Source organism: Metallumcola ferriviriculae, assembly GCF_035573695.1.
Taxonomy (GTDB): Bacteria; Bacillota; JADQBR01; order JADQBR01; family JADQBR01; genus Metallumcola; species Metallumcola ferriviriculae.
In genome coordinates, this window is sequence record NZ_CP121694.1 from 3,463,609 (window position 1) to 3,485,293 (window position 21,685).

General features: G+C 46.2%; 20 protein-coding genes and 1 riboswitch. Of the genes, 3 read left to right on the forward strand and 17 right to left on the reverse strand.

The window, feature by feature from the left end; translation table 11 throughout:
- Window positions 1–34: 34 nt before the first annotated feature.
- The 12 genes from MFMK1_RS17110 to MFMK1_RS17165 all read right to left on the reverse strand — a co-directional run bounded on the left by MFMK1_RS17110 (window position 35) and on the right by MFMK1_RS17165 (window position 10,799).
- Window positions 35–853, reverse strand: coding sequence for a 2-oxoacid:ferredoxin oxidoreductase subunit beta (locus MFMK1_RS17110; protein WP_366922888.1), 819 nt, complete (start codon window positions 851–853; stop codon window positions 35–37).
- Between the two features lies 1 nt (window position 854).
- Window positions 855–1,997 carry a 2-oxoacid:acceptor oxidoreductase subunit alpha gene (locus tag MFMK1_RS17115; RefSeq protein WP_366922889.1) on the reverse strand — a complete coding sequence of 381 codons (1,143 nt, stop codon included), beginning with the start codon at window positions 1,995–1,997 and terminating at the stop codon, window positions 855–857.
- Window positions 1,990–2,214: a 4Fe-4S binding protein gene (locus MFMK1_RS17120; RefSeq protein ID WP_366922890.1), complete on the reverse strand. Its 225-nt coding sequence runs from the start codon at window positions 2,212–2,214 to the stop codon at window positions 1,990–1,992. The genes MFMK1_RS17115 and MFMK1_RS17120 overlap by 8 nt, the downstream gene beginning before the upstream one ends.
- Before the next feature lie 542 nt (window positions 2,215–2,756).
- Window positions 2,757–4,382, reverse strand: coding sequence for a chaperonin GroEL (groL, locus tag MFMK1_RS17125; RefSeq protein ID WP_366922891.1), 1,626 nt, complete (start codon window positions 4,380–4,382; stop codon window positions 2,757–2,759).
- 34 nt (window positions 4,383–4,416) lie between these two features.
- Window positions 4,417–4,704, reverse strand: a complete 288-nt coding sequence (gene groES, locus MFMK1_RS17130) for a co-chaperone GroES (RefSeq protein ID WP_366922892.1) — start codon at window positions 4,702–4,704, stop codon at window positions 4,417–4,419.
- Window positions 4,705–5,061: 357 nt separating this feature from the next.
- The gene (locus MFMK1_RS17135; protein ID WP_366922893.1) at window positions 5,062–5,556 is read right to left on the reverse strand and encodes a MogA/MoaB family molybdenum cofactor biosynthesis protein; all 495 of its coding nucleotides are present in this window, start codon (window positions 5,554–5,556) and stop codon (window positions 5,062–5,064) included.
- Window positions 5,549–5,989, reverse strand: a complete 441-nt coding sequence (locus MFMK1_RS17140; protein ID WP_366922894.1) for an MOSC domain-containing protein — start codon at window positions 5,987–5,989, stop codon at window positions 5,549–5,551. The genes MFMK1_RS17135 and MFMK1_RS17140 overlap by 8 nt, the downstream gene beginning before the upstream one ends.
- A complete protein-coding gene (gene moaC / locus MFMK1_RS17145; RefSeq protein WP_366922895.1) occupies window positions 5,977–6,471 on the reverse strand; it encodes a cyclic pyranopterin monophosphate synthase MoaC in 495 nt (164 codons plus the stop codon). The genes MFMK1_RS17140 and moaC overlap by 13 nt, the downstream gene beginning before the upstream one ends.
- 3 nt (window positions 6,472–6,474) lie before the next feature.
- Window positions 6,475–7,440, reverse strand: coding sequence for a GTP 3',8-cyclase MoaA (gene moaA, locus MFMK1_RS17150; protein WP_366922896.1), 966 nt, complete (start codon window positions 7,438–7,440; stop codon window positions 6,475–6,477).
- A complete protein-coding gene (locus MFMK1_RS17155; protein ID WP_366922897.1) occupies window positions 7,433–9,370 on the reverse strand; it encodes a molybdopterin biosynthesis protein in 1,938 nt (645 codons plus the stop codon). Before MFMK1_RS17155 ends, moaA begins: the two co-directional genes overlap by 8 nt.
- A gap of 3 nt (window positions 9,371–9,373) precedes the next feature.
- Window positions 9,374–10,624 carry a molybdopterin molybdotransferase MoeA gene (locus tag MFMK1_RS17160; RefSeq protein WP_366922898.1) on the reverse strand — a complete coding sequence of 417 codons (1,251 nt, stop codon included), beginning with the start codon at window positions 10,622–10,624 and terminating at the stop codon, window positions 9,374–9,376.
- 1 nt (window position 10,625) lies between these two features.
- Window positions 10,626–10,799, reverse strand: a complete 174-nt coding sequence (locus tag MFMK1_RS17165) for a hypothetical protein (protein WP_366922899.1) — start codon at window positions 10,797–10,799, stop codon at window positions 10,626–10,628.
- 39 nt (window positions 10,800–10,838) lie between these two features.
- Window positions 10,839–10,968, reverse strand: a riboswitch (molybdenum cofactor riboswitch).
- Window positions 10,969–11,104: 136 nt separating this feature from the next.
- On the opposite strand from MFMK1_RS17165, the gene MFMK1_RS17170 reads away from it, so the two are divergent.
- The gene (locus tag MFMK1_RS17170; protein WP_366922900.1) at window positions 11,105–11,971 is read left to right on the forward strand and encodes a patatin-like phospholipase family protein; all 867 of its coding nucleotides are present in this window, start codon (window positions 11,105–11,107) and stop codon (window positions 11,969–11,971) included.
- Between the two features lie 94 nt (window positions 11,972–12,065).
- On the opposite strand, the gene MFMK1_RS17175 is transcribed toward MFMK1_RS17170, so the two are convergent.
- The 3 genes from MFMK1_RS17175 to MFMK1_RS17185 form a co-directional block, all read right to left on the reverse strand.
- Complete coding sequence (locus MFMK1_RS17175; RefSeq protein ID WP_366922901.1) at window positions 12,066–12,587, reverse strand: ferredoxin domain-containing protein; 522 nt, start codon at window positions 12,585–12,587, stop codon at window positions 12,066–12,068.
- A gap of 165 nt (window positions 12,588–12,752) precedes the next feature.
- Window positions 12,753–13,190 carry a MarR family winged helix-turn-helix transcriptional regulator gene (locus MFMK1_RS17180; RefSeq protein ID WP_366922902.1) on the reverse strand — a complete coding sequence of 146 codons (438 nt, stop codon included), beginning with the start codon at window positions 13,188–13,190 and terminating at the stop codon, window positions 12,753–12,755.
- Window positions 13,191–13,257: 67 nt separating this feature from the next.
- Entirely contained in the window at window positions 13,258–14,637 is a 1,380-nt protein-coding gene (locus MFMK1_RS17185) for an MATE family efflux transporter (RefSeq protein WP_366922903.1), read from the reverse strand.
- Window positions 14,638–14,781: 144 nt separating this feature from the next.
- On the opposite strand from MFMK1_RS17185, the gene MFMK1_RS17190 reads away from it, so the two are divergent.
- A complete protein-coding gene (locus MFMK1_RS17190) occupies window positions 14,782–16,254 on the forward strand; it encodes an MFS transporter (protein WP_366922904.1) in 1,473 nt (490 codons plus the stop codon).
- Between the two features lie 138 nt (window positions 16,255–16,392).
- Window positions 16,393–16,584, forward strand: a complete 192-nt coding sequence (locus tag MFMK1_RS17195; protein ID WP_366922905.1) for a hypothetical protein — start codon at window positions 16,393–16,395, stop codon at window positions 16,582–16,584.
- A gap of 442 nt (window positions 16,585–17,026) precedes the next feature.
- Here the strand turns inward: MFMK1_RS17195 and fdhF are convergent, their stop codons facing one another.
- Both fdhF and nuoF read right to left on the reverse strand, forming a co-directional pair.
- Window positions 17,027–19,714: a formate dehydrogenase subunit alpha gene (fdhF, locus tag MFMK1_RS17200; protein ID WP_366922906.1), complete on the reverse strand. Its 2,688-nt coding sequence runs from the start codon at window positions 19,712–19,714 to the stop codon at window positions 17,027–17,029.
- A gap of 18 nt (window positions 19,715–19,732) precedes the next feature.
- Complete coding sequence (gene nuoF, locus MFMK1_RS17205) at window positions 19,733–21,682, reverse strand: NADH-quinone oxidoreductase subunit NuoF (RefSeq protein ID WP_366922907.1); 1,950 nt, start codon at window positions 21,680–21,682, stop codon at window positions 19,733–19,735.
- Between the last annotated feature and the right edge of the window lie 3 nt (window positions 21,683–21,685).

Genomic DNA, 21,685 nt, shown 5'->3' on the forward strand with positions numbered 1-21,685 from the left:
AGTTATACATTAACAAGATTCTATTTTCTCCAATTTAAGCTTTTGCCTGAGCTCGCCGGATAACTTGCTCATAAGTTTCGGTGTATTCCGGCGCTGGTGTATCATGCAATACACCGATGGTAAACTTACCCTGCATTTGCTCCTCGGTTAACCTGGCAGCCGCACTTACTTTAACGGCCTGCTGCTTCTGCAGTTTAATCATCTCCGCCGGGTCGCCCGGCTTATTTTTTCTACCATAAGATGTTGGACATTGACTGATTGCCTCGACTACGGAAAAGCCCTTGTTTCTAGCTCCTTTAGCAATCAATTGCGTGAGCAGTTTAGCATGATAAGCCGTACCCCGGCCAACAAAAGTAGCTCCGGATGCAATGGCTAGTTGAGACAAATCAAAAGACCGCTCAATAGTACCATATGGTGCAGTGGTTGCCTTTTTAGCTTGCGGTGTCATGGGCGAATATTGCCCACCGGTCATACCATAGATGTTATTGTTAAAGACAATTGCCGTTAAGTCAATATTTCTCCTAGCGGCATGTATGAAATGGTTGCCGCCGATAGCGGTGCAATCGCCGTCCCCCATCACCACAAATACCTTCAACTCGGGTCTGGCCATCTTAATTCCCGTTGAAAAAGCAAGTGCACGCCCATGGGTCGTATGCAGAGTATTAAAATCCAAATATCCCGAAGCCCGTGATGAGCAGCCGATACCGGAAACCACTACGGTCTTATTCTGATCGTAACCCAATTCCTTAATCGCCCGGGTCATAGCACCTAATATGATACCGTGTCCACAACCGGGACACCAGATATGAGGCAGTTTTTCTAAACGATAGTATTCCTCAATTTGGGAAAACATCTTATAACACCTCCTGCACTTTAGCTACTATCTCTGCGGGTGTAATCAGTTCTCCATCATAACGGTTCAAAGGAATTACCGGTACTTTGCCGGCGGCTACCCTTTCAACTTCGCCCACCAACTGGCCCATGTTCATCTCAGGGACAACCAATGCTTTCACTCCGCCCAAGCGCTGTTTTAACCGTTCTACAGGAAAAGGCCAAATGGTAATGGGTCTGAATAAACCAGCCTTAATTCCCTTTTTCCTTAATTCCTTCACCGCTTTTTTAGCGGACCGGCCGACACTGCCGTAAGCAAATATTACTATTTCTGCGTCTTCCATCTCTGTTTCATCCACCATTATAATCTCGTCAGCATTATCAGCAAGTTTATTATGCAATCGATCCAAAAATTTCTTAATTCGTTCAGGGTTGTTACTGGGGAAACCGGTTTCATCGTGGACCAAGCCGGTAACATGATAACGGTAGCCATCCCCGAAGTTAGCCATGGGCGGCACGCCAGTTTCATCATCTTTATAAGCATAATAGCTTTCAGGGCCTACATCGGGTTTTTTGCGTTCAACAACTTCTATCTCTTCTGCCCGCGGCAGCTGCACCCGCTCCCGCATATGGCCAATCACCTCATCCATTAACAGGATTACCGGAATGCGGAATTTTTCCGATAAATTAAATGCTTTTACTGTAGCTTCAAAAGTTTCCTTTACCGATGCCGGAGCTAGAGTAATGATGGGGTGGTCACCGTGTGTACCCCAACGAGCCTGCATCACATCGCCCTGAGCCGGCGCAGTCGGTACCCCTGTGCTGGGTCCACCCCGCTGCACATTCAATACCACGCATGGCACTTCTGTCATGATGGCAAATCCTAAATTTTCCTGCTTTAAAGAAAAGCCCGGGCCGCTGGTAGCGGTGATAGATTTAAGTCCCGCCAGCGAAGCACCAATTACTGCTGCCATACCGGCGATTTCATCTTCCATTTGAATAAATTTACCACCAACCTTAGGTAATTCGGCGGCTAAGATTTCGGCTACTTCAGTAGATGGAGTGATCGGGTAGCCGGCAAAGAACTTTGCCCCAGCTGCCAATGCCCCTGCGGCACAAGCTTCATTTCCTTGCATCAATACGCCCAAGTCTTTTACCTCAGTCATTGCTGCCCACCTCCACGCTGATAGCATAATCGGGACAATGGGTTTCACAAATCCCACAGCCGATACATTTTTCCGGATAGGAAACCACTACCTTGCCCCGTTCATCAGCCTTTAACACTTGCTGGGGGCAAAGGGCTATGCAGATGCCGCATGCCTTACACCAATTTTTTTTCACCTTTATTTCAGTTGGTTCTAATGGGGATATTGTTCTTGCCATAAGATACCACCTCTAATTCTAGTAATTTTACTGTTTCTATAAATTCTTAGACCAACCTTTAAGCAGCTCTTCAGATACTCATCACCCTTGCATTTGGATACTTTAGCTTTCACTACTATCTCTAAGCAATATCTATGCCAAAGGTAACATATTCTAAAAATTTATACAATAAGCACTCTCCCTCACCTAAGGAGCAGCGGGCCCAAAGGCCGCAGCGTCAGCATTCCCGCGCGACTTATCGAAGAAATAAACTAACTAGTAGCCTACTGTGAATAACAGGGTTTTATGGCATCAATACACAATTAGCACTTTTTAAAAAAATTGTATCCCTGTATGTAAGCTCGCAAAATGAGACGAATTACTGAAAACCCTTGATTTTAATGATTTCTCATTTTGATACGAATATCATTTTGAGAGCCAATTACGTAGCTGAATTTTTTCCATGCCTTTTTCTTCCGCATAAATATACAAATTTTTCCTATAATTATAAAAAAATAAAACCCCATCCCGAAAAAGGATAGGGTTTAGAAGTAAATCTTATCTTACATCATTGGTGGCATTCCGCCGCCGGGCATTCCGCCCATAGCATTATCGTTTTCATCCGGAATGTCCGCAATTAAAGTTTCAGTCGTCAGCAGCATGGATGCGATACTTGCTGCGTGCTGCAGTGCAGAACGGGTAACCTTGGCAGGGTCAACAATTCCGGCAACAATCATATCTTCATATTGGCCGGTCATAGCGTTAAAACCAACACCCCTGTCGCCAGCCTTGACTTTTTCTACAATCACAGATCCTTCGGCACCAGCGTTAGCTGCAATTTGACGTATCGGCTCTTCCAAAGCTTTCTTAATAATGTTTACGCCGGTCATCTCGTCACCTTCAAGTACAATGCCATCCAAGGAAGGTAAGATATCAATAAAAGCTGTGCCACCGCCGGACACGATACCTTCTTCTACTGCGGCACGAGTAGCGGCTAAAGCGTCCTCAATACGCAGCTTCTTCTCTTTCATTTCAGTCTCTGTGGCGGCACCAACACCGATAACAGCTACCCCGCCCGCCAATTTCGCAAGACGCTCCTGCAGTTTCTCCTTGTCGAACTCCGAAGTAGACTCTTCATGCTGACGGCGAATTTGAGCAATACGCTTTTCAATTTCATCGCCAGAACCGCGGCCTTCCACGATGGTAGTATCTTCTTTACTGATAGTTATCTGACGAGCACGGCCCAGCATCTCTAAAGTAGTGTTTTCTAGCTTCAAGCCAAGTTCTTCGGAAATCACTTCACCACCGGTTAACACGGCGATATCCTGCAGCATTGCTTTTCTGCGATCACCGAAACCGGGAGCCTTCACGGCCACGGCAGTAAAGGTGCCTCTCAGCTTGTTAACTACCAAAGTAGGCAATGCTTCGCCGTCTACGTCTTCAGCAATAATAACCAATGCCTTACCGGATTGAACAACTTTCTCCAGTACCGGCAAGATATCGTTAACAGCAGAAATCTTCTTATCGGTAATCAAAACATACGGTTCTTCAAGCACAGCTTCCATTTTTTCAGTATCAGTTGCCATATAAGGAGATATGTAACCCCGGTCAAACTGCATACCTTCAACCACATCTAATGAAGTACCAATACTCTGGGATTCTTCAACAGTAATAACTCCGTCTTTTCCTACTTTTTCCATCGCTTCAGCAATCAAATGACCGATTTCAGCATCATTTGCGGAAATGGATGCTACTTGACCGATAGCTTCCTTGCTTTCAATAGGTTTGCTGACGGATTTCAATTCCTCGACTGCTTTTTCTACAGCTTTCTGGATACCTTTTTTCAAGACCATCGGGTTTGCACCGGCAGCCACATTCTTCAGACCTTCTCTGATAATAGCCTGCGCCAATAAAGTAGCAGTAGTAGTACCGTCACCGGCAACATCATTAGTTTTAGTAGCAACTTCTTTGACAAGCTGCGCTCCCATATTCTCTAAGGGATCCTCTAGTTCAATCTCCCGAGCAATAGTGACACCATCATTAGTGATAGTGGGAGAACCGAATTTCTTTTCTAAAACAACATTTCTACCCTTGGGACCAAGAGTAACCTTTACTGCTTCTGCAAGTGCATTTACGCCCCGCTCTAAGGCGTGACGAGCTTCCTCACGGAAAACAATCTGTTTAGCCAAATTAATTCCCTCCTTAAATTAAACCTTCTCTTTTTTATTGAACTTTTGCTAATATGTGTTCTCCAGCCAAAATTAAGTATTCCTTGCCATCCAGCTTTACCTCAGTGCCCGTATACTTGGAGTAGATTACCTTGTCGCCTTCTTTAACCTCCAAGGCTACCTTTTCACCATTTTCCAGCACACGACCGCTGCCTACTGCAACAACTTCGCCTTCCTGAGGCTTTTCCTTGGCAGTATCCGGCAAAACGATACCACTGACCGTTTTCTCCTCAGATTCTAACACCTTAATCACTACTTTGTCACCTAATGGCTTGATGTTCATTACAACAAACCCTCCTTCTATTATATGATATTTATTATTAGCACTCACCGCTAGTGAGTGCTAACATCCAACAATACTAATAATAATCAAGCTTTGGCTTCTATGCAAGTATTGTCTATGGCCATTTCACGAAACTATTGCCCGTTTACAGTCTATTTCCTCTTATTTCCTTGTTAAATCTATGCAAATCTTTATTTATCTTACATTAGCTGGGATTTTGACTAAAAAAACACTGAACGGCATTATTTATTGTTACCACCTCATGAAAAAATATTACCAATTAAGGTAAGTTTTATACAATCATCTCAAAAATTTCATCCCAAGTCCCATTTAGTGGCGCGTTGAGCAGTTCATTTGTTATATATTACTACCACATTCTCCAGTGTCACCTCGCAGAATCTCTATTCCATGTTTTAACGGCGGTAGAATCACATCCAAACATTCCTTTACCGCTTTGGGACTCCCCGGCAGATTAATAATCAATGTCTCGGCGCGGATGCCCGCAACCGCTCTAGAAAGCATAGCCCTGTCGGTAACCGCCAAACTACGCATACGCATCGCTTCCGGGATCCCCGGTACTAACCTTTCAACTATACTCATGGTTGCTTCGGGGGTTATGTCCCGAGGGCTCATACCGGTGCCCCCGGTGGTAAAAACCAAATCAAGCTTAAGTACATCAGCGCAATACTTCATTGACCTTACCAATTCAGTCTGCTCATCAGGGACAATAACGTAATGAATTACTTCCCCGCCTATCTGTCTGGCCATATCTTTAATTACCGGCGCGCTCTTATCTTCTCTTTCCCCCCGGGAACCCTTGTCACTTGCGGTAATGATGCCAACCTTAATCATCCTTCACCACCACCAATCCATCGCCTACCCTGACTTTCCCATCTTCAAGCACTTTGACAAATATCCCCTCTTTAGGCATAACACAGTCACCCGCCTGATAATAAATAGCGCAGCGGTCATGGCAGACCTTGCCTATTTGGGTCACCTCACAGAGCACTTCATCTCCTAATCTCACCTTGGTCCCCACCGGCAATTTTGCTACTTTTATGCCTTCGGTAGTGATGTTTTCCGCAAAATCCCCAGGGCCTACATCCAATCCCTTGTCCTGCATCTTTTTAATACTTTCCACAGCCAAAAGGCTTACCTGCCTATGCCAATCGCCGGCGTGGGCATCCCCCACTATGCCGTGATTAACCTGAAAAGCCGCTTCCCCTACATTTTTCTTACGTTCACCTTTCTTTTCACTGGTACACACCGCTATTATTTTCCCCACTCTTCTTCACCCTCTCGCTTAAAATGCCCGCTTTTACCGCCGCTTTTTTCCACTAACCGGACCGCCTCAATTATCATGGCTTTATCAACAGCCTTACACATATCATAAATAGTTAGTCCAGCAACCGACACCGCCGTTAGTGCTTCCATCTCCACCCCGGTTTTACCGGTGGTCCCCACCCGGGCCTCTATCTCCACCTTGGTTTCTTGTGAATTAATTTTGAAATCAACTTCGATAGAAGTGAGCATTAATGGATGACACATAGGTATAAGCTCCCCGGTTTTCTTGGCAGCCATAATCCCTGCCACCCGAGCTACCCCTAATACATCTCCTTTGGCTACTTGTCCCCGGGCAATGCGTTCTAAAGTTGCCTTCTTCATCATTACACTACCCCGCGCTACCGCAACCCGCCTGGTATCCCCCTTTTCAGAGACATCCACCATCCTTGCCCGTCCTTGCTCGTCAAAATGAGTAAGCTCCATCCTTTACCCCCCTATGGTATTCATCAACGAATTTTTATTCCATTCGCTGCTGCGGTATCCGGCAGGTTTATGCATTACCGCCTGTCCGAACAGTTCTACTAGTTCCGCTTCGGCAGCACCGTTTCGCAGCGGGCCTTTAATATCCAGGCTCTGTTCTTGCTGCAGACAATAGCGCAGCCGCCCGTCGGCAGTTAACCGCAGCCGATTACACCGAGCGCAGAAGTGTCTGCTGATAGCATGGATAAATCCTACAGTGCCGTGATACCCCTCCACTTTGAAGTAATCCGCCGGGCCGCCCCCGGCCAATTCGCCTTTCACCAATGAGTAGTCCTCACTAACTATTTTTTTAATCTCTTCAGCGGAAACAAACTCATCACTCAACCCGCCACCACATCCCATGGGCATAATTTCGATAAACCGCACGTGGATTGGCGCACTTTCAGTGAAACGAATAAAATCCCGCACCTCATCCAGGTTGAAATCCCGCTGAACCACCACATTTATCTTAACAGGAGTCAACCCCAAAGCTAGGGCCTTCTCAATCCCCACCAACACTCGGCCCAAGCTACCGCGTCGAGTAATTTCTTTGTACTTATGTTCCATCAAAGTATCCAAACTGATATTGACCCGCTTCAGGCCGGCCTCCTTTAGCTCTTCGGCCAGGTCAGCCAGTAAAATAGCATTGGTGGTAAGCGAAATGTCTTTTATCCCAGGCATCAAGCTTACTTTTTTTATCAACGTACTAACATCGCGTCTCACCAATGGTTCGCCACCGGTAATTCGCACCCTCCGAATACCAGCATTGCTGCCGGCTCGTATTATTCGTTCTAACTCTTCCAAGCTGAGAATTTCATCCCGGGAAAGCTGCTCAACCCCTTCTTCGGGCATACAATAACAGCAGCGTAGGTTGCAGCGGTCTGTGACACTTACCCGCAAATAATCAATATTACGGCCAAATTTATCAAGCATCCTGATCCTCCTCTCCCGGCAGCCAGATAATACTGCCGCTATTAGAAGCATCATAACCGCCAAGAGCTTTGGCCCGCCGTCGAAACTCTTCACTTCGGATTATTTCCAACATCTTTGCGATTAATGGAGTGTCCATCAGTTGCCGGGGAATACAGATATCATAACGTTCTCGGTCCACCGGAACGAAATCAAGACCTAAGGCCTTTGCCGCCGCCCGTATTCCTAACGCCGCATCCGCGGCACCATTGGCCACTGCTGCCGCCGCAGAAAGGTGAGTATATTCTTCACGCCGATAGCCTTGTATTTGTCTGGGATCTATCCCCTCTTCCTTCAACCTGAAATCCAGCAGCACCCGAGTGCCGGACCCTTTCTGCCGATTGATGAATACAATATCCTCTTGCGCTAAGCTTCTTAAATTTTTTATCCCTTTGGGATTTCCCGGAGCCACCATCAACCCTTGTTCCCTGTAGGTTAAGTGAACCAATAGCGCTTTGTCCTGTAAATGCTGTTTGACATAAGTTATATTATACTCCCCACTTGCCGGGTCCAACAGGTGGGTACCGGCACAATGTGCCTCCACATCCCTTAGTCCTACTAAACCGCCTAGACTACCCACGTGAGCAGAGGCCACGGAATAACCCAGGTAACGCTCTCGCATTATGCTGTCTATAATATCCAAAGTCATGTCATGGCTGCCGCTGATCATCAGTGTACGCCTAATCTCCGCCTGATCGCGGAAAAGCTCCACCATTATTGTCTCCCCGGCTAGCCGGCCCTCGCTAAGCCTATCCAGCACCAGCATCCCATCCGCTTTCACCAGAGAAGTAATCACCCCAGCTCCCCGGCCCAAAGGAGCGGCAATTAACTTTTCACCAACCTGACCCAGACGTACCCGCACAAACTCCTCCATACCTAAAGTAGAATGTAGAGACCGACTGAGCAGTGCTTTCACCCGTTCCCCTTCTGCCGTTCCTTGGCCTCTTAAAGCTCTTACCAGCGGGTAAACAAAAAGCTTCGCCGTCAAAGCCGCTGACACCGGATAGCCGGGCACACCGATAACAGGGGTCTTATCAATATAACCCAGTATCACCGGTTTTCCTGGTTTAATGGCCACACCGTGAGTCACCACGTTACCCAATTCAGCTAAAGCTGCCGCGGTAAAGTCTTCCCGCCCCGCTGACGAACCGGCATTGACGATAACTATATCGTTTTCCGATACTGCCTTGGCCATGGCATCACGAATTAATTCATATTTATCCTTTATTATTGGAAATGTAGTTACTAGAGCACCCCACTGGGTAAATAAGCCGCCCAGCATAGTACTATTGAACTCCACAATCTCACCCCGTGCCGGAGTTTCCCCCGGGGGTACCAATTCTGACCCGGTAGGAATAACAGCTACCTTGGGCTGTCTCCGTACTTCTATGTCCTTAATGCCGCCTGCAATCACCGCCCCTAAATCAGGAGCCGTCAGGGTGTGGTTGCTGGGGATAATAACTTCTCCTTTAATCATATCCTCACCGATAGCTCTCACGTGCTGCCACGGAGATGCAGCAGCGATAATTTCTACTTTACCGTTATCAATGAACTGTACCTCTTCTACCATAATCACCGCATTGAACTGAGAAGGCAGCGGATCTCCGGTGTCCACTTCAACAGCATCCTCGTCCAGGGTTAAGACCACTGGGTTAGTTTCTCGGGCCTGATAGGTGTCTTCAGCTCGAACCGCTATTCCATCCATTGCTGAAGCATGGTAATGGGGTACAGAACTCTTTGATACTACAGCTTCTGCTGTAACCATTCCTAATGAATCTCGTATGGGCATTAACTTCCCCGCCAACGGCTCCAACGCCCCCAGTTGCTCTAATTGGGCCACGAATTCACTGCGTGCACCTTGATATTCTTTATTTTCCAGGTAAACTCTCCGCATAGATTACAACTCCTTAAACAATTTCACTGCTACTTCAGAACCCGCTGCCAGCCCTTGGGCTTCTAACGATACAGTTACAACCCCGTGAGCCGCCGTAAGGGAAGTAAGCATTCCTGATTTGCCAAAAACCGGTTCTACCAGTACTTGTTCCCCCTGGCTGATTAGACGAACCCGTACATGTTCCTCCCGACCAGCCTGGGATGGGATGTTTTTGGTAAGTCTACCGTAAACACATGCCGGCGGAAGCAATTCCCTTAAATGCCCCTTTAACAGCGGTTCCACCAATCTTCTAAATGTGATAAAAGCAGATACCGGGTGACCCGGCAGACCTATCACCAGGGTATTTGTACCGGAACTGTCTTTGACAACGGTAGCAAGGGTCGGCTTTCCGGGCTTTACTGCAATGCCATGAAACAGTAGTTCTCCCAATTGATTAAGTATCTTTAAGGTTAAGTCCCGTGTACCTACCGAAGAGCCCCCGGATACTAACACCACTTGGTTTTCTTCTACGGCCTTCAGTATCGTTGCGCGGAATTCTTCTTCCTGATCAGGTACCAAGCGATATAAATGCGGCTGCCCGCCGGCATCTTTTACCGCTCCATACAAGGTATATGAATTACTATCCCTGATTTGTCCCGGAGAAGGTGTTTTTTCCGGTTCGACCAATTCATTACCGGTAGAAATGATCCCCACATTGGGAAGGCAAAAGACTTCCACTTCAGTTATCCCCAAGCTGGCCAGCACTCCCATTTCCTGTCCCCGTACCAGGGTGCCCCGTCTCAGCACCACCTGGTTGGCACCAACATCCTCCCCTTTTTCTAAGATATTTTCCCCCGGTGCCACTGGTCGAAAAACGGCTATTGTTCGGTCGTCTATTTTTGCTGTTCTTTCTATCATCACCACAGCATTTGCCCCCTGCGGCAACATACTTCCCGTAGCCACAGCCATAGTTTCGTCCATATCAATTACTTGTTCCGGCTTAACCCCCATTGGTACCTCGCCACGTAAGGTCAGGTAAGCCGGTAAAGATTCGCTGGCGCCAAAGGTATCTTCGGCATTAACCGCGTAACCATCCATAGTTGAACGAGAAAAACCGGGTACATCTTCCGGCGCCACCACATCTTCTGACAATATCCGATTCCAAGTATCTCTTAGACCTACTCGCTCCAACCGGGCAGGCAGCTGCCAATGAGAAAGTATCTTCTCACTCGCTTGATCCGCGGTAATTACTTCAAACATTAACTCCCGGGGCATTTTAAAAACACCCCAGCTGACAGGCAAATAGCTTAATATTCAACCGATCTGCGGCAGCACCGACTTCCTTAAGGGAAATCTTGTGTTCTTTAGCTAATTCGTGGGCTTTACTGCATGATAATTTGTTGTTGTCCGCAGCCTTAATAACTATCTCATCAATCTGTTTTCTATCCACTGAAATCGCCTCCTAAATAAAAAAACCGGCACAGAAGGGCCGGATGGTTTACTGGCTCCTTTCCAAATGCGGGAGGCCTTGGCGTTTCCACCAAAACCCTCTCTGCTCAGCAGACGGCTGTATTACCATAGACTTCCTTAGGTAAGGCAGCTCGGAGCGGTACTTGTATATTATTATAACTATTCTATCTCTTTTACAGCATTTCTGCAACTTCTTCAACATATTAATACAAATAAAATTTGTTTCTTAGACATCACAGTTTGAACAACTAAGAAGTAATTTTGTTTTAAGGAGGCTAAATAATAATGTTTGGATTGGTTTTAAGCGGCGGCGGGCTGCGCGGTGCGGTTCATGCAGGCTTTCTGTCAGTGCTTGATGGTGAGAGTATTTTCCCGGATATGATTGTCGGCAGCAGCGCGGGCAGCATTGTCGCCGCACTTTACGCATCAGGATTATCACCTGCGAGTATCCAAAAAATCGTCATTAATCAAGCACCTTTTAGCTTGCACCCGGACTGGCGTCTGTTATTCTTACCATTTGGTTTTTTAAGAAATACTTTAGGCGCCTTTTTTGGAGTACCTATGGGAATCTTTTCTGGAAAACAGTTGGAATGGGCACTGGCAAAAGTAATTGGGGAAAAGGGGTTTAAAGACATGCATCCCCCCATCGCCGTAGTTTCATGCAGTATCAGTGACGCCCATACTGTAGTATTTACTTCTCTTGAACCCTCCCAATCCCTGCCAAAGATAGAATTTACCGATAAAGCCAGTGTCGCTCAAGCAGTCACTGCCAGCAGCAGTATACCCGGTATATTTTCACCTAAGCAAATCAATGACCGTATGCTTGTAGACGGAGGGGTAATAAATAACTGCCCGGCGGACATAGCCAAAATGCTGGGAGCTACCAATATCATCGCCATTGATCTGGGCTTTACAGTAAAGGACGAACTGCAGCCTTCTAATGGTGTTGAAGTAATGCTGCAAGCGGTGGATATCATGGGACAGCGTAGCTCTAACTTAATAACGTCCCAATACGCGGACCTTACCTTGAAGCCGGCAACAGGTAATGTCAGTCTTGTGGACTGGGATGAGATACCTAGATTATTTGAATTAGGCCGCAGCCTAGCAATGGATAACCTTAGCAGAATAAAAGATGTTTTAAAAATGAGCTAAGTCTTTCTGCCATCATATTATACCTTTAGGAAAATGAAAAACCACATTGACGCCAATCAATATGGTTTCTTTTTTTAGATGATATCACTTCTTATTAACGATCAAAATATATACTTTTGCCACTGGCAGAAATGGGCACCCCCACTACTACTTCACCGGCAATTAAGCCCAACCGTTTGGCAGAGACACCTATGCGATACATGATACGATTATCAGCATTATGTGTACTGGCAGTTTTAACAGCAGAGCCTAAGGCGATGCCCAGATCGATTAACCGCCAGGCGCACCATGGTCCGTCAAATTCCGGTCCCACAAAGGAACCCGAATTCAAATCGCTGCAATTCTCTACCCCGCAAGCACCGCAGTTCAATCCTGTGACTTTAGCATCGTTCAATGAGACAAGTAGCACAGAATCAGACTCTTTAACATTGGCACTGTCGCGGTCAAAATTTCCTCGGCCGGTTTCTTTACCGTATTTTTCCATATCTGCGGCAAGTTTATTGATTTCTCTACCTTTCAACACCCGAACTTCGAGAAAATCCTTACCCCCGGCTTTAGGTGCCGTACGGGCTGATAGAGCCATTAAACCGGCAACGGTTTCCATAATTTCCTTCATCCTATGACCCCCTTACATTTTTAAACTCCCCCCAGACTTAGCCAGGGTTTACCATTTCTATACATTATATCAAACTGATAACAAGGTGGAAAGTAATGGCAGCAGAAGGTTTTATCACCATAGCAAAAGTTCACCTAATCGATAAAAACGCTTGTTTGCCAAAGTCTAATCTTTTACAACTGAAGCAGCATTGATAGATAGTCTTTTCATCAAATCTATCACCATTTTCTTTTCTTCTTCTGTAAAACCGCTGGTCACCATATCAGTCCATTTATCGGATATTTCCTCCAGCACCGGTTGAATATTTACTGCCTTATTGGTGACGTACACCACTCGCGCCCGTTTATCCCTGGGGTCAGTCGTACGCCTCACATAGCCTGCCGCCTCCAGTTTTTTGACTGCTCTGGCAGTAGTGGCCTTATCAATGTTAAGCACCCTGGAAAGTTCCTCCTGCCTCATTCCGTCCCTTTTTAAAAGGATTATTAGAAAAATATACTGTCCACTGCTAATACTATACATCTTTAATTCGCGGTCCAAAAAGCTCTGACCGTAACGATATAGTACCGACACCCAGCGTCCAATGGAATTTCCCGTAGTGGCCATAGTCACACCTCCAACTAAAGACTTTTACCCCAATGCGTTCTAACCTGAAATGGTTCGGTGAGTTAACCTAACTTTCGTTCATGCGCCGACGCATCTGTGTCTCTTCATGTTTAACACCAAGACTGCGCAGCTCCGCCGTCAGCCATATTCCCGTCAACAGAGCAGACCCGACATCCGCTATCGGCCCCGCATAAAGAACCCCATCTAACCCATAGAATCGGGGCAAAATCAACAGCAAAGGAATTAATAATAACACCTGCCTGGATAACGTCAAAATCATAGATTGTCTGGGCTTACCCACTGCCTGGAAATAATTGGCCCCCACAATTTGAAAGCCGATAACGGGCAGTGCAGCCAAAAAGACCACCAATGTTCGGGACCCAAATTCCATCAACTGGGTATCCTCTTTATTGAACAGTGCTATAAATGCTTCCGGCCAAATACGAGTAACTGTATATCCTAACACTACAATAATTGTAGCCGCGATAATTGCTTGCTTCAAAGCTTCTTTAACCCGATCAAAGTTATGGGCACCATAGTTGAAACCAATAATTGGCTGGGCACCTTGAGTAATACCGATAACCGGCATAAACATTAAAGTCATAATACTAAAAACTACGCCCATACCTGCAATGGCCACATCGCCCCCATATATTCTTAAGCTGTTATTAAGTACCACTTGAAGGACACTGTTAGCCAATTGCATAGCAAAAGGTGCTGCACCGATCGCCAATATCTGTGTCAACACCGGCAGCTGCAATTTAAAGTTAGCAGCATGTATTTTTAGCACACTCTTGCCCCTGGCGTAATAGTACACTATCCAAGCGCTTGAAATGGTACGTGCTAACACCGTAGCCACTGCAGCACCCCTGATCCCCCATCCAAATGTAAAAATAAAAATAGGATTTAAGATGATGTTTAAAATGGCTCCAATCAACATAGTGTACATGGCCACCATTGGATTGCCTTCGGCCCTGATAAAGTTACTCATGCCAAAACCGGTGGACATAAAGACAGTGCCGATCAGGATAATTTCCATATACTGCCGCGCGTAGGGAAGAACATCCTTGCTGGCTCCGAAAAGTGTTAATAACGGGGTTAAAAAGAGAAGGCCGATCACTGAAATTATTAACGAAATCAGCACCAACAGGATTATGCCATTGCCGAGAATTAGCTCGGCCTCTTCCTGGTTATCCTCGCCAAGTTTGATGGAAAGAAGAGAAGTAGCACCAATCCCGATTAGCATGGAAAAAGCCATCACCACCAGCATTACAGGAAAGCCTATAGTTACTCCCGCGATACCCAACGAACCTACCCCGTGACCGATAAAAATTCTATCTACAACATTGTAAATTGCATTTACTAACATTCCTACAATTGCAGGCAGGGAAAATCTAAACAGCAATTTAGAAATTTTTTCATTGCCTAATTGTGCCGAACGATTCAATATTTTTGTCCTCCTTAGGTCAAGTAAAAAGTATTGTCTTCGCAACTATTATAATGTAGAATAGTTGCAGATGCAATCTTTAAGAAAAGAACTTCCACGTATTCAGGATTCCTTAAGAAAATTATATTTAATGGAGGCATTTATATGAGCGAGGCAACGCGAGCAAAACATAGGCAACCGCTATTCGAACAGTTAACTTTGGCACAGCGACGCTGGATTTTATTTGCAGTGGCAGTGGGTACTTTTATGGGACCCTTGGACAGCAGTGTAGTCAATATTGCCCTGCCCAGCATAAGCGCATTTTACAACGTTACACTTTCCACCGTTGAATGGGTTGTAATGTCTTATCTCCTTGTTATAAGCAGTTTGCTCCTAACCTATGGTCGCATGGGCGATTTATACGGCCATAGGAAAATTTATATCTCCGGTTTTGCCATTTTTACTATCGGTTCATTATTATGCGCAGTGTCTCCCACCATTGCCTGGTTAATCATCTTCCGTGCACTTCAAGCCATTGGCGCCGGGATGATGATGTCGATGGGGCCGGCAATTATTACCGATATTACTCCTCCCCGGGAACGAGGTAAGTCCCTGGGGGTAGTTGCGGTTTCCGTTTCCGTAGCCCTAACTGCCGGGCCGGTGTTAGGCGGATTCCTCACCAATACCTTTGGGTGGGAGAGCGTTTTCCTTATTAACATACCCATCGGTATCTTAGCTATCATTCTCGCACTAAAAGTAATACCGCCTACCGGCGGTGATGAGGCCCAACCTTTCGATATAGCCGGCTCAACTTTACTGTTTCTTGCACTGATAAGCATCTTATATTCCTTGAGCAACGGCCAAAGTATGGGCTGGACAAACCCGTTGGTCATCGGTCTATTGGCCGCAGGTATTGTTATAATGATTAGTTTTCTTTTCTTGGAAAATAAGGTTAAATATCCGATGCTGGATCTTTCTTTATTTAAAAATAAATTGTATTCCATGGGTAATACGTCTGCAATGATCAGCTATATTGCTATGTTTTCTGTGGTTTTAATTATGCCGTTTTACCTGCAAGATTTATTAGGATATTCGCCTTCAAAGGCCGGTTTCTTTATGATACCAATGCCATTGGTCACTATGATCATAGCACCCATAGCCGGCACCGTCTCAGACCGTGTTGATACCCGGTATGTCAGTTCTTTAGGACTAGCTATCAATGCTTTGGCCTTATGGCTGCTGGCTAACCTTGACCCTAGCTCAAGCATCATCTCCATTACCCTGGCGTTGGCTGTGATGGGATTAGGTTCCGGCCTGTTTCAGACACCCAATAACAGCGCTGTACTGGGTACGGTTCCACCTTATCGGAGGGGTATTGCCTCCAGTATGCTGGCTATAATGCGTAACATTGGTATGGTGCTTGGTGTTGCCATTTCTGGAGCAATATTTAGCAGTCGTTTGGACCATCTGAAAGAATCCCTGGCCGCCTCCGGTTTGGCAGGGACGGCCCTACAACACCAGGCCTTTACCGGTGCTTTGCACACTACCTTCATAGTTGCAGCGGCAATTGCCGTCATCGGTGTTTTTGCCTCTTTGGTACGGGGCCCGCTGCATGAAGCTAATAAAATTACCGATTAGAGTTCTTAAAAGTACGCCCCCTTCGCTTACGGGTGCTTTGCCACGTAGGCTATTCCTACAAATTATTTCGTATTATAAGGCTCCTTATGGTAAAATATTTAGGAAAGATGTCATTACAAATGCCCGAGGATGGTTTGCATGTATGAGTATACAGCTGTGATAGATTATTTCGACAAAGACAAGGCGCAGCGAACAGTACGTATAACTGTTCAAGCCAAAAATAAAAAAGAAGCTATCGCCAACTTCAATCGTTTAGGGCAGATTAAAAAAATCATCTGGGAAAGCGTCCCCATTGATAACATGGACGATAACCAATTAGAATTGTTTTAACGTGAACAAAAGCATTTCATGCCTTTCGGCACTTAAAGGTAATGCTTTTGCACCCAAGGGCATTAAGATCGACTAGGCAACAAGTTGCCAAGTCTCTCTATATTCTTACCCAGGGAAACCGTGGGTGCTACGCACCCGGCCGCCTCACCGACTCGGCGGCGCTCGTACCTTGGCGTCACTTATCCGTGACGCCACTCGCCCTAGGTCGCTTCGCTGTTGCAAAACTCTTAGCAACTTGTTGCTGTAGAGTTTTGGCATGCCCCTTGCGGGTAGACCCTCCTGCATTTAACATAAGGGGGCAAGCCCCCTTAACAACCCCCATGTATAGGAAATTATCCACAACCCATAATTTCCTATACATCAGAATATAAATAACCAGGGTAGGAATCCAATCCTTACCCTGGTTATTTGTTATTTGGCTTATTATTCTTCTACGTTCCCATTAGCTTATCTTGTCTACCTTAACCGCACAAACCTTAAACTCCGGTATCTTTGCCTTTGGATCTCGGGCATCGTTGGTGAGTTTATTAACATTAGTTTCACGGAAGTGGAAAGATGCAAACACTAGTCCTGGTTGTACCACTTCGGTAACTTTTACCGGTATTTCTATCTCGCCACGGCGGGAGGCTACGCGTACTTTCTCGCCGGTCTCCACCCCTAATTTTTCCGCATCCTTAGGGTTTATCTCCAGATACTCTTCGGGGTAAATCTCCGTTAAAGCGTCCACTCTACGAGACATGGTTCCAGTATGATAATGGAATAAACGTCGGCCGGTTGTCAATACCATTGGATATTCATCATTAGGCATTTCGTCAGGATCTACATAACTGACAGCATGGAACTTGCCCTTACCCCGGGCAAACCCACCTTGATGCAGCAGCTTTGTGCCCGGGTGTTTTGTATCGGGACAGGGCCATTGAAGACCCTTTTGCTGCAATCTGCGATAGGTGATGCCGCCATACTGCGGTGTCAACTCATTGATTTCCGCCATAATATCAGCCGCACTCCTGTAGTCCATTTCGTAACCCATGGCCTTGGCCAGCATTTGGGTGATCTCCCAATCCGCCTTACTGTCGCCGATAGGATCAACCGCCTTGCGTACCCGCTGTACACGGCGTTCAGTATTAGTGAAAGTGCCGTCTTTCTCCGCAAAACTGGCGGCAGGCAGTACTACATCTGCCAGTTCCGCAGTTTCGGTAAAGAATATATCTTGAACAACCAAGAATTCTACGTTCTTTAGACCCTTAGCAACGTGGTTGCTGTCCGGGTCACTGATAACCGGGTTCTCACCGATCACCATAAGGGATTTTAGTTTCCCTGCCAAGGCATTGTCCATCATTTCACCAACGGTAAGACCTACCTTAGAAGAAAGTTTGACTCCCCAAGCTTTTTCAAATTTGGCCTGAATTTCCTCATCATTAACCTTCTGATAGCCTGGATAAACATTAGGTAGTGCACCCATATCACAGGCACCCTGCACATTGTTCTGGCCCCTCAATGGGTTTACACCGGTGTTTTCCCGACCGATATGTCCAGTGAGTAACGCGAGGTTGGCAATAGCCAATACATTATCGGTACCGCAGATGTGTTGGGTAATGCCCATAGTATAAAGGATGGTTCCTTTTTCTGCTGCCGCGTAGGCCCTGGCTACCTGACGGATGGTATCCGCAGGAGTATTGGTGATTTTTTCTGCCCATTCCGGAGTACAATCTCTTACCGCTTCCTTGACAGCATCAAAATCTTCAGTTTTATCAGTAACGAATTTTTTATCCCATAGCTCTTCATCAATTATTACCTTAGCCATGGCGTTTAACAGCGCCAAATCTGATCCGGCTTTATGCTGTACATGGATATCTGCAATATCCGCCAGTTCGATTTTTCTTGGGTCTGCCACCACCAGCTTAGATCCTTCTTTCACCGCTTTTCTGATTTGCAAGCTTAGCACAGGATGGGTCTCGGTGGTGTTGGTGCCGATAGCCAGAATAAAGTCCGCACCGGCTATCTCATGAATAGAATTAGTCATTGCTCCGCTGCCAAATGCTGCCGCCAGACCGGCGACGGTAGCGGAGTGTCAGAGACGGGCACAATGGTCAATATTATTTGTACCCAACACCGCCCTTGTAAATTTATTAATAACGTAGTTTTCCTCGTTAGTACAGCGCGCCGAACTGAACACAGCCAGAGCGTCACTGCCTTCTTCATTCTTAATCTGGGAGAATTTTTCCGCCACATAACCGATGGCTTCCTCCCAAGATGCTTCTTGAAACTCTCCGTCTTTCTTAATTAACGGAGTAGTCAATCGATCGGGATGATGAACAAACTTATAGCCAAATCGCCCCTTGACACATAACGCCCGACCGTTAACTTCAGACTCAGCGTTAGAAGTCACACCAACAATTTTATCATCCTTTACATTAAGGTCAAAGTTACAGCCTACCCCGCAATAAGGACAGGTGGTACGCACCTTTTTTAGCTCCCAAGACCGACCTACACCATGCATCATCTTTTCTGTGAGCGCACCCGTGGGGCAAACTGATACACAGCTGCCGCAGAACACACACTCAGATTCAGCCAATGGAGTATCCATCGCCGGTGCGGGGATTGTATCAAAGCCGCGGTAAGCAAAGGAGTAAATACTTCTTCCCTGTACCTCGTCACAGACTCTTACACATTTACCACATTTGATACACTTATTTAGATCCCTTACGATGAATGGGTTACTATCATCTATAGGATACTCTTTTCTTTCGCCGCCGAAAGTATCACCGCGTACACCATAATGGTAGGCATATTCCTGGAGACGGCACTGTCCTGTACGTTCACAAGTCAGACAATCTTCGGGATGATTTGCTAGTAATAATTCAATAATGGTTTTACGGGCATCAATTACATCGGGACTGATAGTACTTACCACCATCCCATCGCCAGCAGTAGTCACGCAGGAAGCAGGCAAATTACGCATACCCTCAATCTCCACCACGCACATGCGGCAAGCACCTGGACTTGTTAGTTCCGGGTCATGACAAAATGTGGGTATTTCAATCCCAACTTTACGGGCCGCCTGAAGTACCGTCGTACCGGCAGGTACCGTAACCTTCTGCCCGTCAATAGTTAGAGTTACTTTGGACACTTATTCTCACTCCTTTCCTTACCCTTTATAAATAGCCTCTTTACGGCAATTTTCAATGCAGGTACCACAGTTAGTGCAAATTTCCGGGTCTATCTCATGAACCTGCTTTACTTCGCCCGTTATGGCCTCAACCGGGCAATTCCGTGCACAACGGGTACAACCATTACATTTCTCCGGGTCGATTTTAAGCACCGTCAATGCTTTACACTCGCCTGCGGGACACCATTTTTTATTAATATGGGCCTCATACTCGTTGCGGAAATAACGCAGCGTACTTAGCACCGGATTGGGTGCCGTTTGACCTAGGCCGCACAAAGAAGTATTCTTAATGGATTTAGCCAAACGCTCAAGGGTCTCGATATCACCCTCTTGACCGTCACCTTCGGTAATACGAGTTAAGATTTCCAGCATACGTTTGGTACCTTCTCTGCAGGGAACACATTTACCACATGATTCATTTTGGGTAAAGGTTAGGAAATATCGGGCTAAGTCCACCATGCAGGTAGTTTCATCCATGACAACCAGCCCACCGGAACCCATCATAGCCCCAGCGCTTATTAAAGAATCATAATCTATCGGTAGATCTAGTTGTTCCTCAGGCAGACAACCGCCGGAGGGGCCGCCAATTTGAACGGCTTTATACTTTTTACCGTCTTTAATTCCGCCACCGATATCGAAAATAATTTCTCTTAAGGTAATACCCATAGGTACTTCCGCCAGACCGGTGTTATTTATCTTACCGGTAAGCGCGAACACCTTTGTACCCTTGCTCTTTTCGGTACCCCGGGAAGCATACCAGTCGCCGCCCTTTTCCATAATGATGGGTATATTTGCGTATGTTTCCACATTATTGAGCAAGGTGGGCTTGTACCAAAGCCCCTCGTTAGCGGGGAAAGGCGGGCGTACCCGCGGCATACCGCGTTCACCCTGGATAGAATTTAACAGGGCAGTCTCCTCACCGCAGACAAAAGCGCCGGCTCCGGCTTTGATTTTTAATTTAAAAGAAAACCCGGAACCTAAAACATTGCCGCCCAATATCCCATACTCTTCTGCTTGGGCAATAGCTCTTTCCAGCCTCTTAATGGCCAAGGGATATTCGGCCCGAACATAGACATAACCTTCAGTGGCACCCACCGCATATCCGGCAATCATCATGCCCTCAATTACTGCATGAGGATTACCTTCGAGAATGCTCCTGTCCATGAAGGCACCGGGGTCCCCTTCATCAGCGTTACAAACTACATATTTTACATCACCCTGAGCTTGGGCAGTAAACTGCCATTTCAAACCCGTGGGAAAACCGCCGCCGCCTCGGCCGCGTAAGCCTGAGGTTTTAACTTCTTCCACCACTTTTTGGGAGGTGAAATCCGTGAAAGTCTTAATCAGGCCGGAGTAACCGCCGGTTACTATATATTCATCAATCTTTTCCGGGTTAATATGACCGCAGTTTTTTAATACCATTCGTTCCTGCTTTTTATAAAACATAATATCCCGATAATATTTATCTTTATCGCCGCTATTTGGCTCGGTAAAGAACAATCTTTCTACCAGTTCGCCATTCTTGAGATGTTTTTCCACTATTTCCTCTACGTCATCGGCACTGACCCCACCGTAAAATACTCCTTCCGGCTCCACAATGACAATGGGACCTTGTTCGCAGAAGCCGTGACAACCGGTAATGCTTACCTCACAGTCCGTAATTCCAGCATCCTTTACCGCCTGAAGCATAACCTGTTGTACATCCCGTGAACCGGAGGCAACGCAACCAGTACCAGCACAGATAAGTACCCGGCGATTTGATTTTTCAGCGGACAAATGAACTTTATCAATAAGTGCTTGCCGTTTGGCCCGGCATTCTTCTGAATCGTGACATATGGGTCCTTCAGTGCGACAAAGCAGATAATCCTTACATGGATCTGACTGATCATGTGTACATTTACTACAACACGCTGACATTAAATTTTCCATGGG

Bases quoted from the DNA above. Each gene is read 5' to 3' on its own strand.
- MFMK1_RS17110 (WP_366922888.1), bottom strand. From the start codon at position 853: ATGTTTTCCCAAATTGAGGAATACTATCGTTTAGAAAAACTGCCTCAT.
- MFMK1_RS17135 (WP_366922893.1), bottom strand. From the start codon at position 5,556: ATGATTAAGGTTGGCATCATTACCGCAAGTGACAAGGGTTCCCGGGGG.
- MFMK1_RS17160 (WP_366922898.1), bottom strand. From the start codon at position 10,624: ATGCCCCGGGAGTTAATGTTTGAAGTAATTACCGCGGATCAAGCGAGT.
- groES (WP_366922892.1), bottom strand. From the start codon at position 4,704: ATGAACATCAAGCCATTAGGTGACAAAGTAGTGATTAAGGTGTTAGAA.
- MFMK1_RS17120 (WP_366922890.1), bottom strand. From the start codon at position 2,214: ATGGCAAGAACAATATCCCCATTAGAACCAACTGAAATAAAGGTGAAA.
- MFMK1_RS17190 (WP_366922904.1), top strand. From the start codon at position 14,782: ATGAGCGAGGCAACGCGAGCAAAACATAGGCAACCGCTATTCGAACAG.
- MFMK1_RS17155 (WP_366922897.1), bottom strand. From the start codon at position 9,370: ATGCGGAGAGTTTACCTGGAAAATAAAGAATATCAAGGTGCACGCAGT.
- nuoF (WP_366922907.1), bottom strand. From the start codon at position 21,682: ATGGAAAATTTAATGTCAGCGTGTTGTAGTAAATGTACACATGATCAG.
- MFMK1_RS17175 (WP_366922901.1), bottom strand. From the start codon at position 12,587: ATGAAGGAAATTATGGAAACCGTTGCCGGTTTAATGGCTCTATCAGCC.
- MFMK1_RS17195 (WP_366922905.1), top strand. From the start codon at position 16,393: ATGTATGAGTATACAGCTGTGATAGATTATTTCGACAAAGACAAGGCG.
- MFMK1_RS17170 (WP_366922900.1), top strand. From the start codon at position 11,105: ATGTTTGGATTGGTTTTAAGCGGCGGCGGGCTGCGCGGTGCGGTTCAT.
- MFMK1_RS17180 (WP_366922902.1), bottom strand. From the start codon at position 13,190: ATGGCCACTACGGGAAATTCCATTGGACGCTGGGTGTCGGTACTATAT.
- MFMK1_RS17115 (WP_366922889.1), bottom strand. From the start codon at position 1,997: ATGACTGAGGTAAAAGACTTGGGCGTATTGATGCAAGGAAATGAAGCT.
- moaC (WP_366922895.1), bottom strand. From the start codon at position 6,471: ATGGAGCTTACTCATTTTGACGAGCAAGGACGGGCAAGGATGGTGGAT.
- moaA (WP_366922896.1), bottom strand. From the start codon at position 7,440: ATGCTTGATAAATTTGGCCGTAATATTGATTATTTGCGGGTAAGTGTC.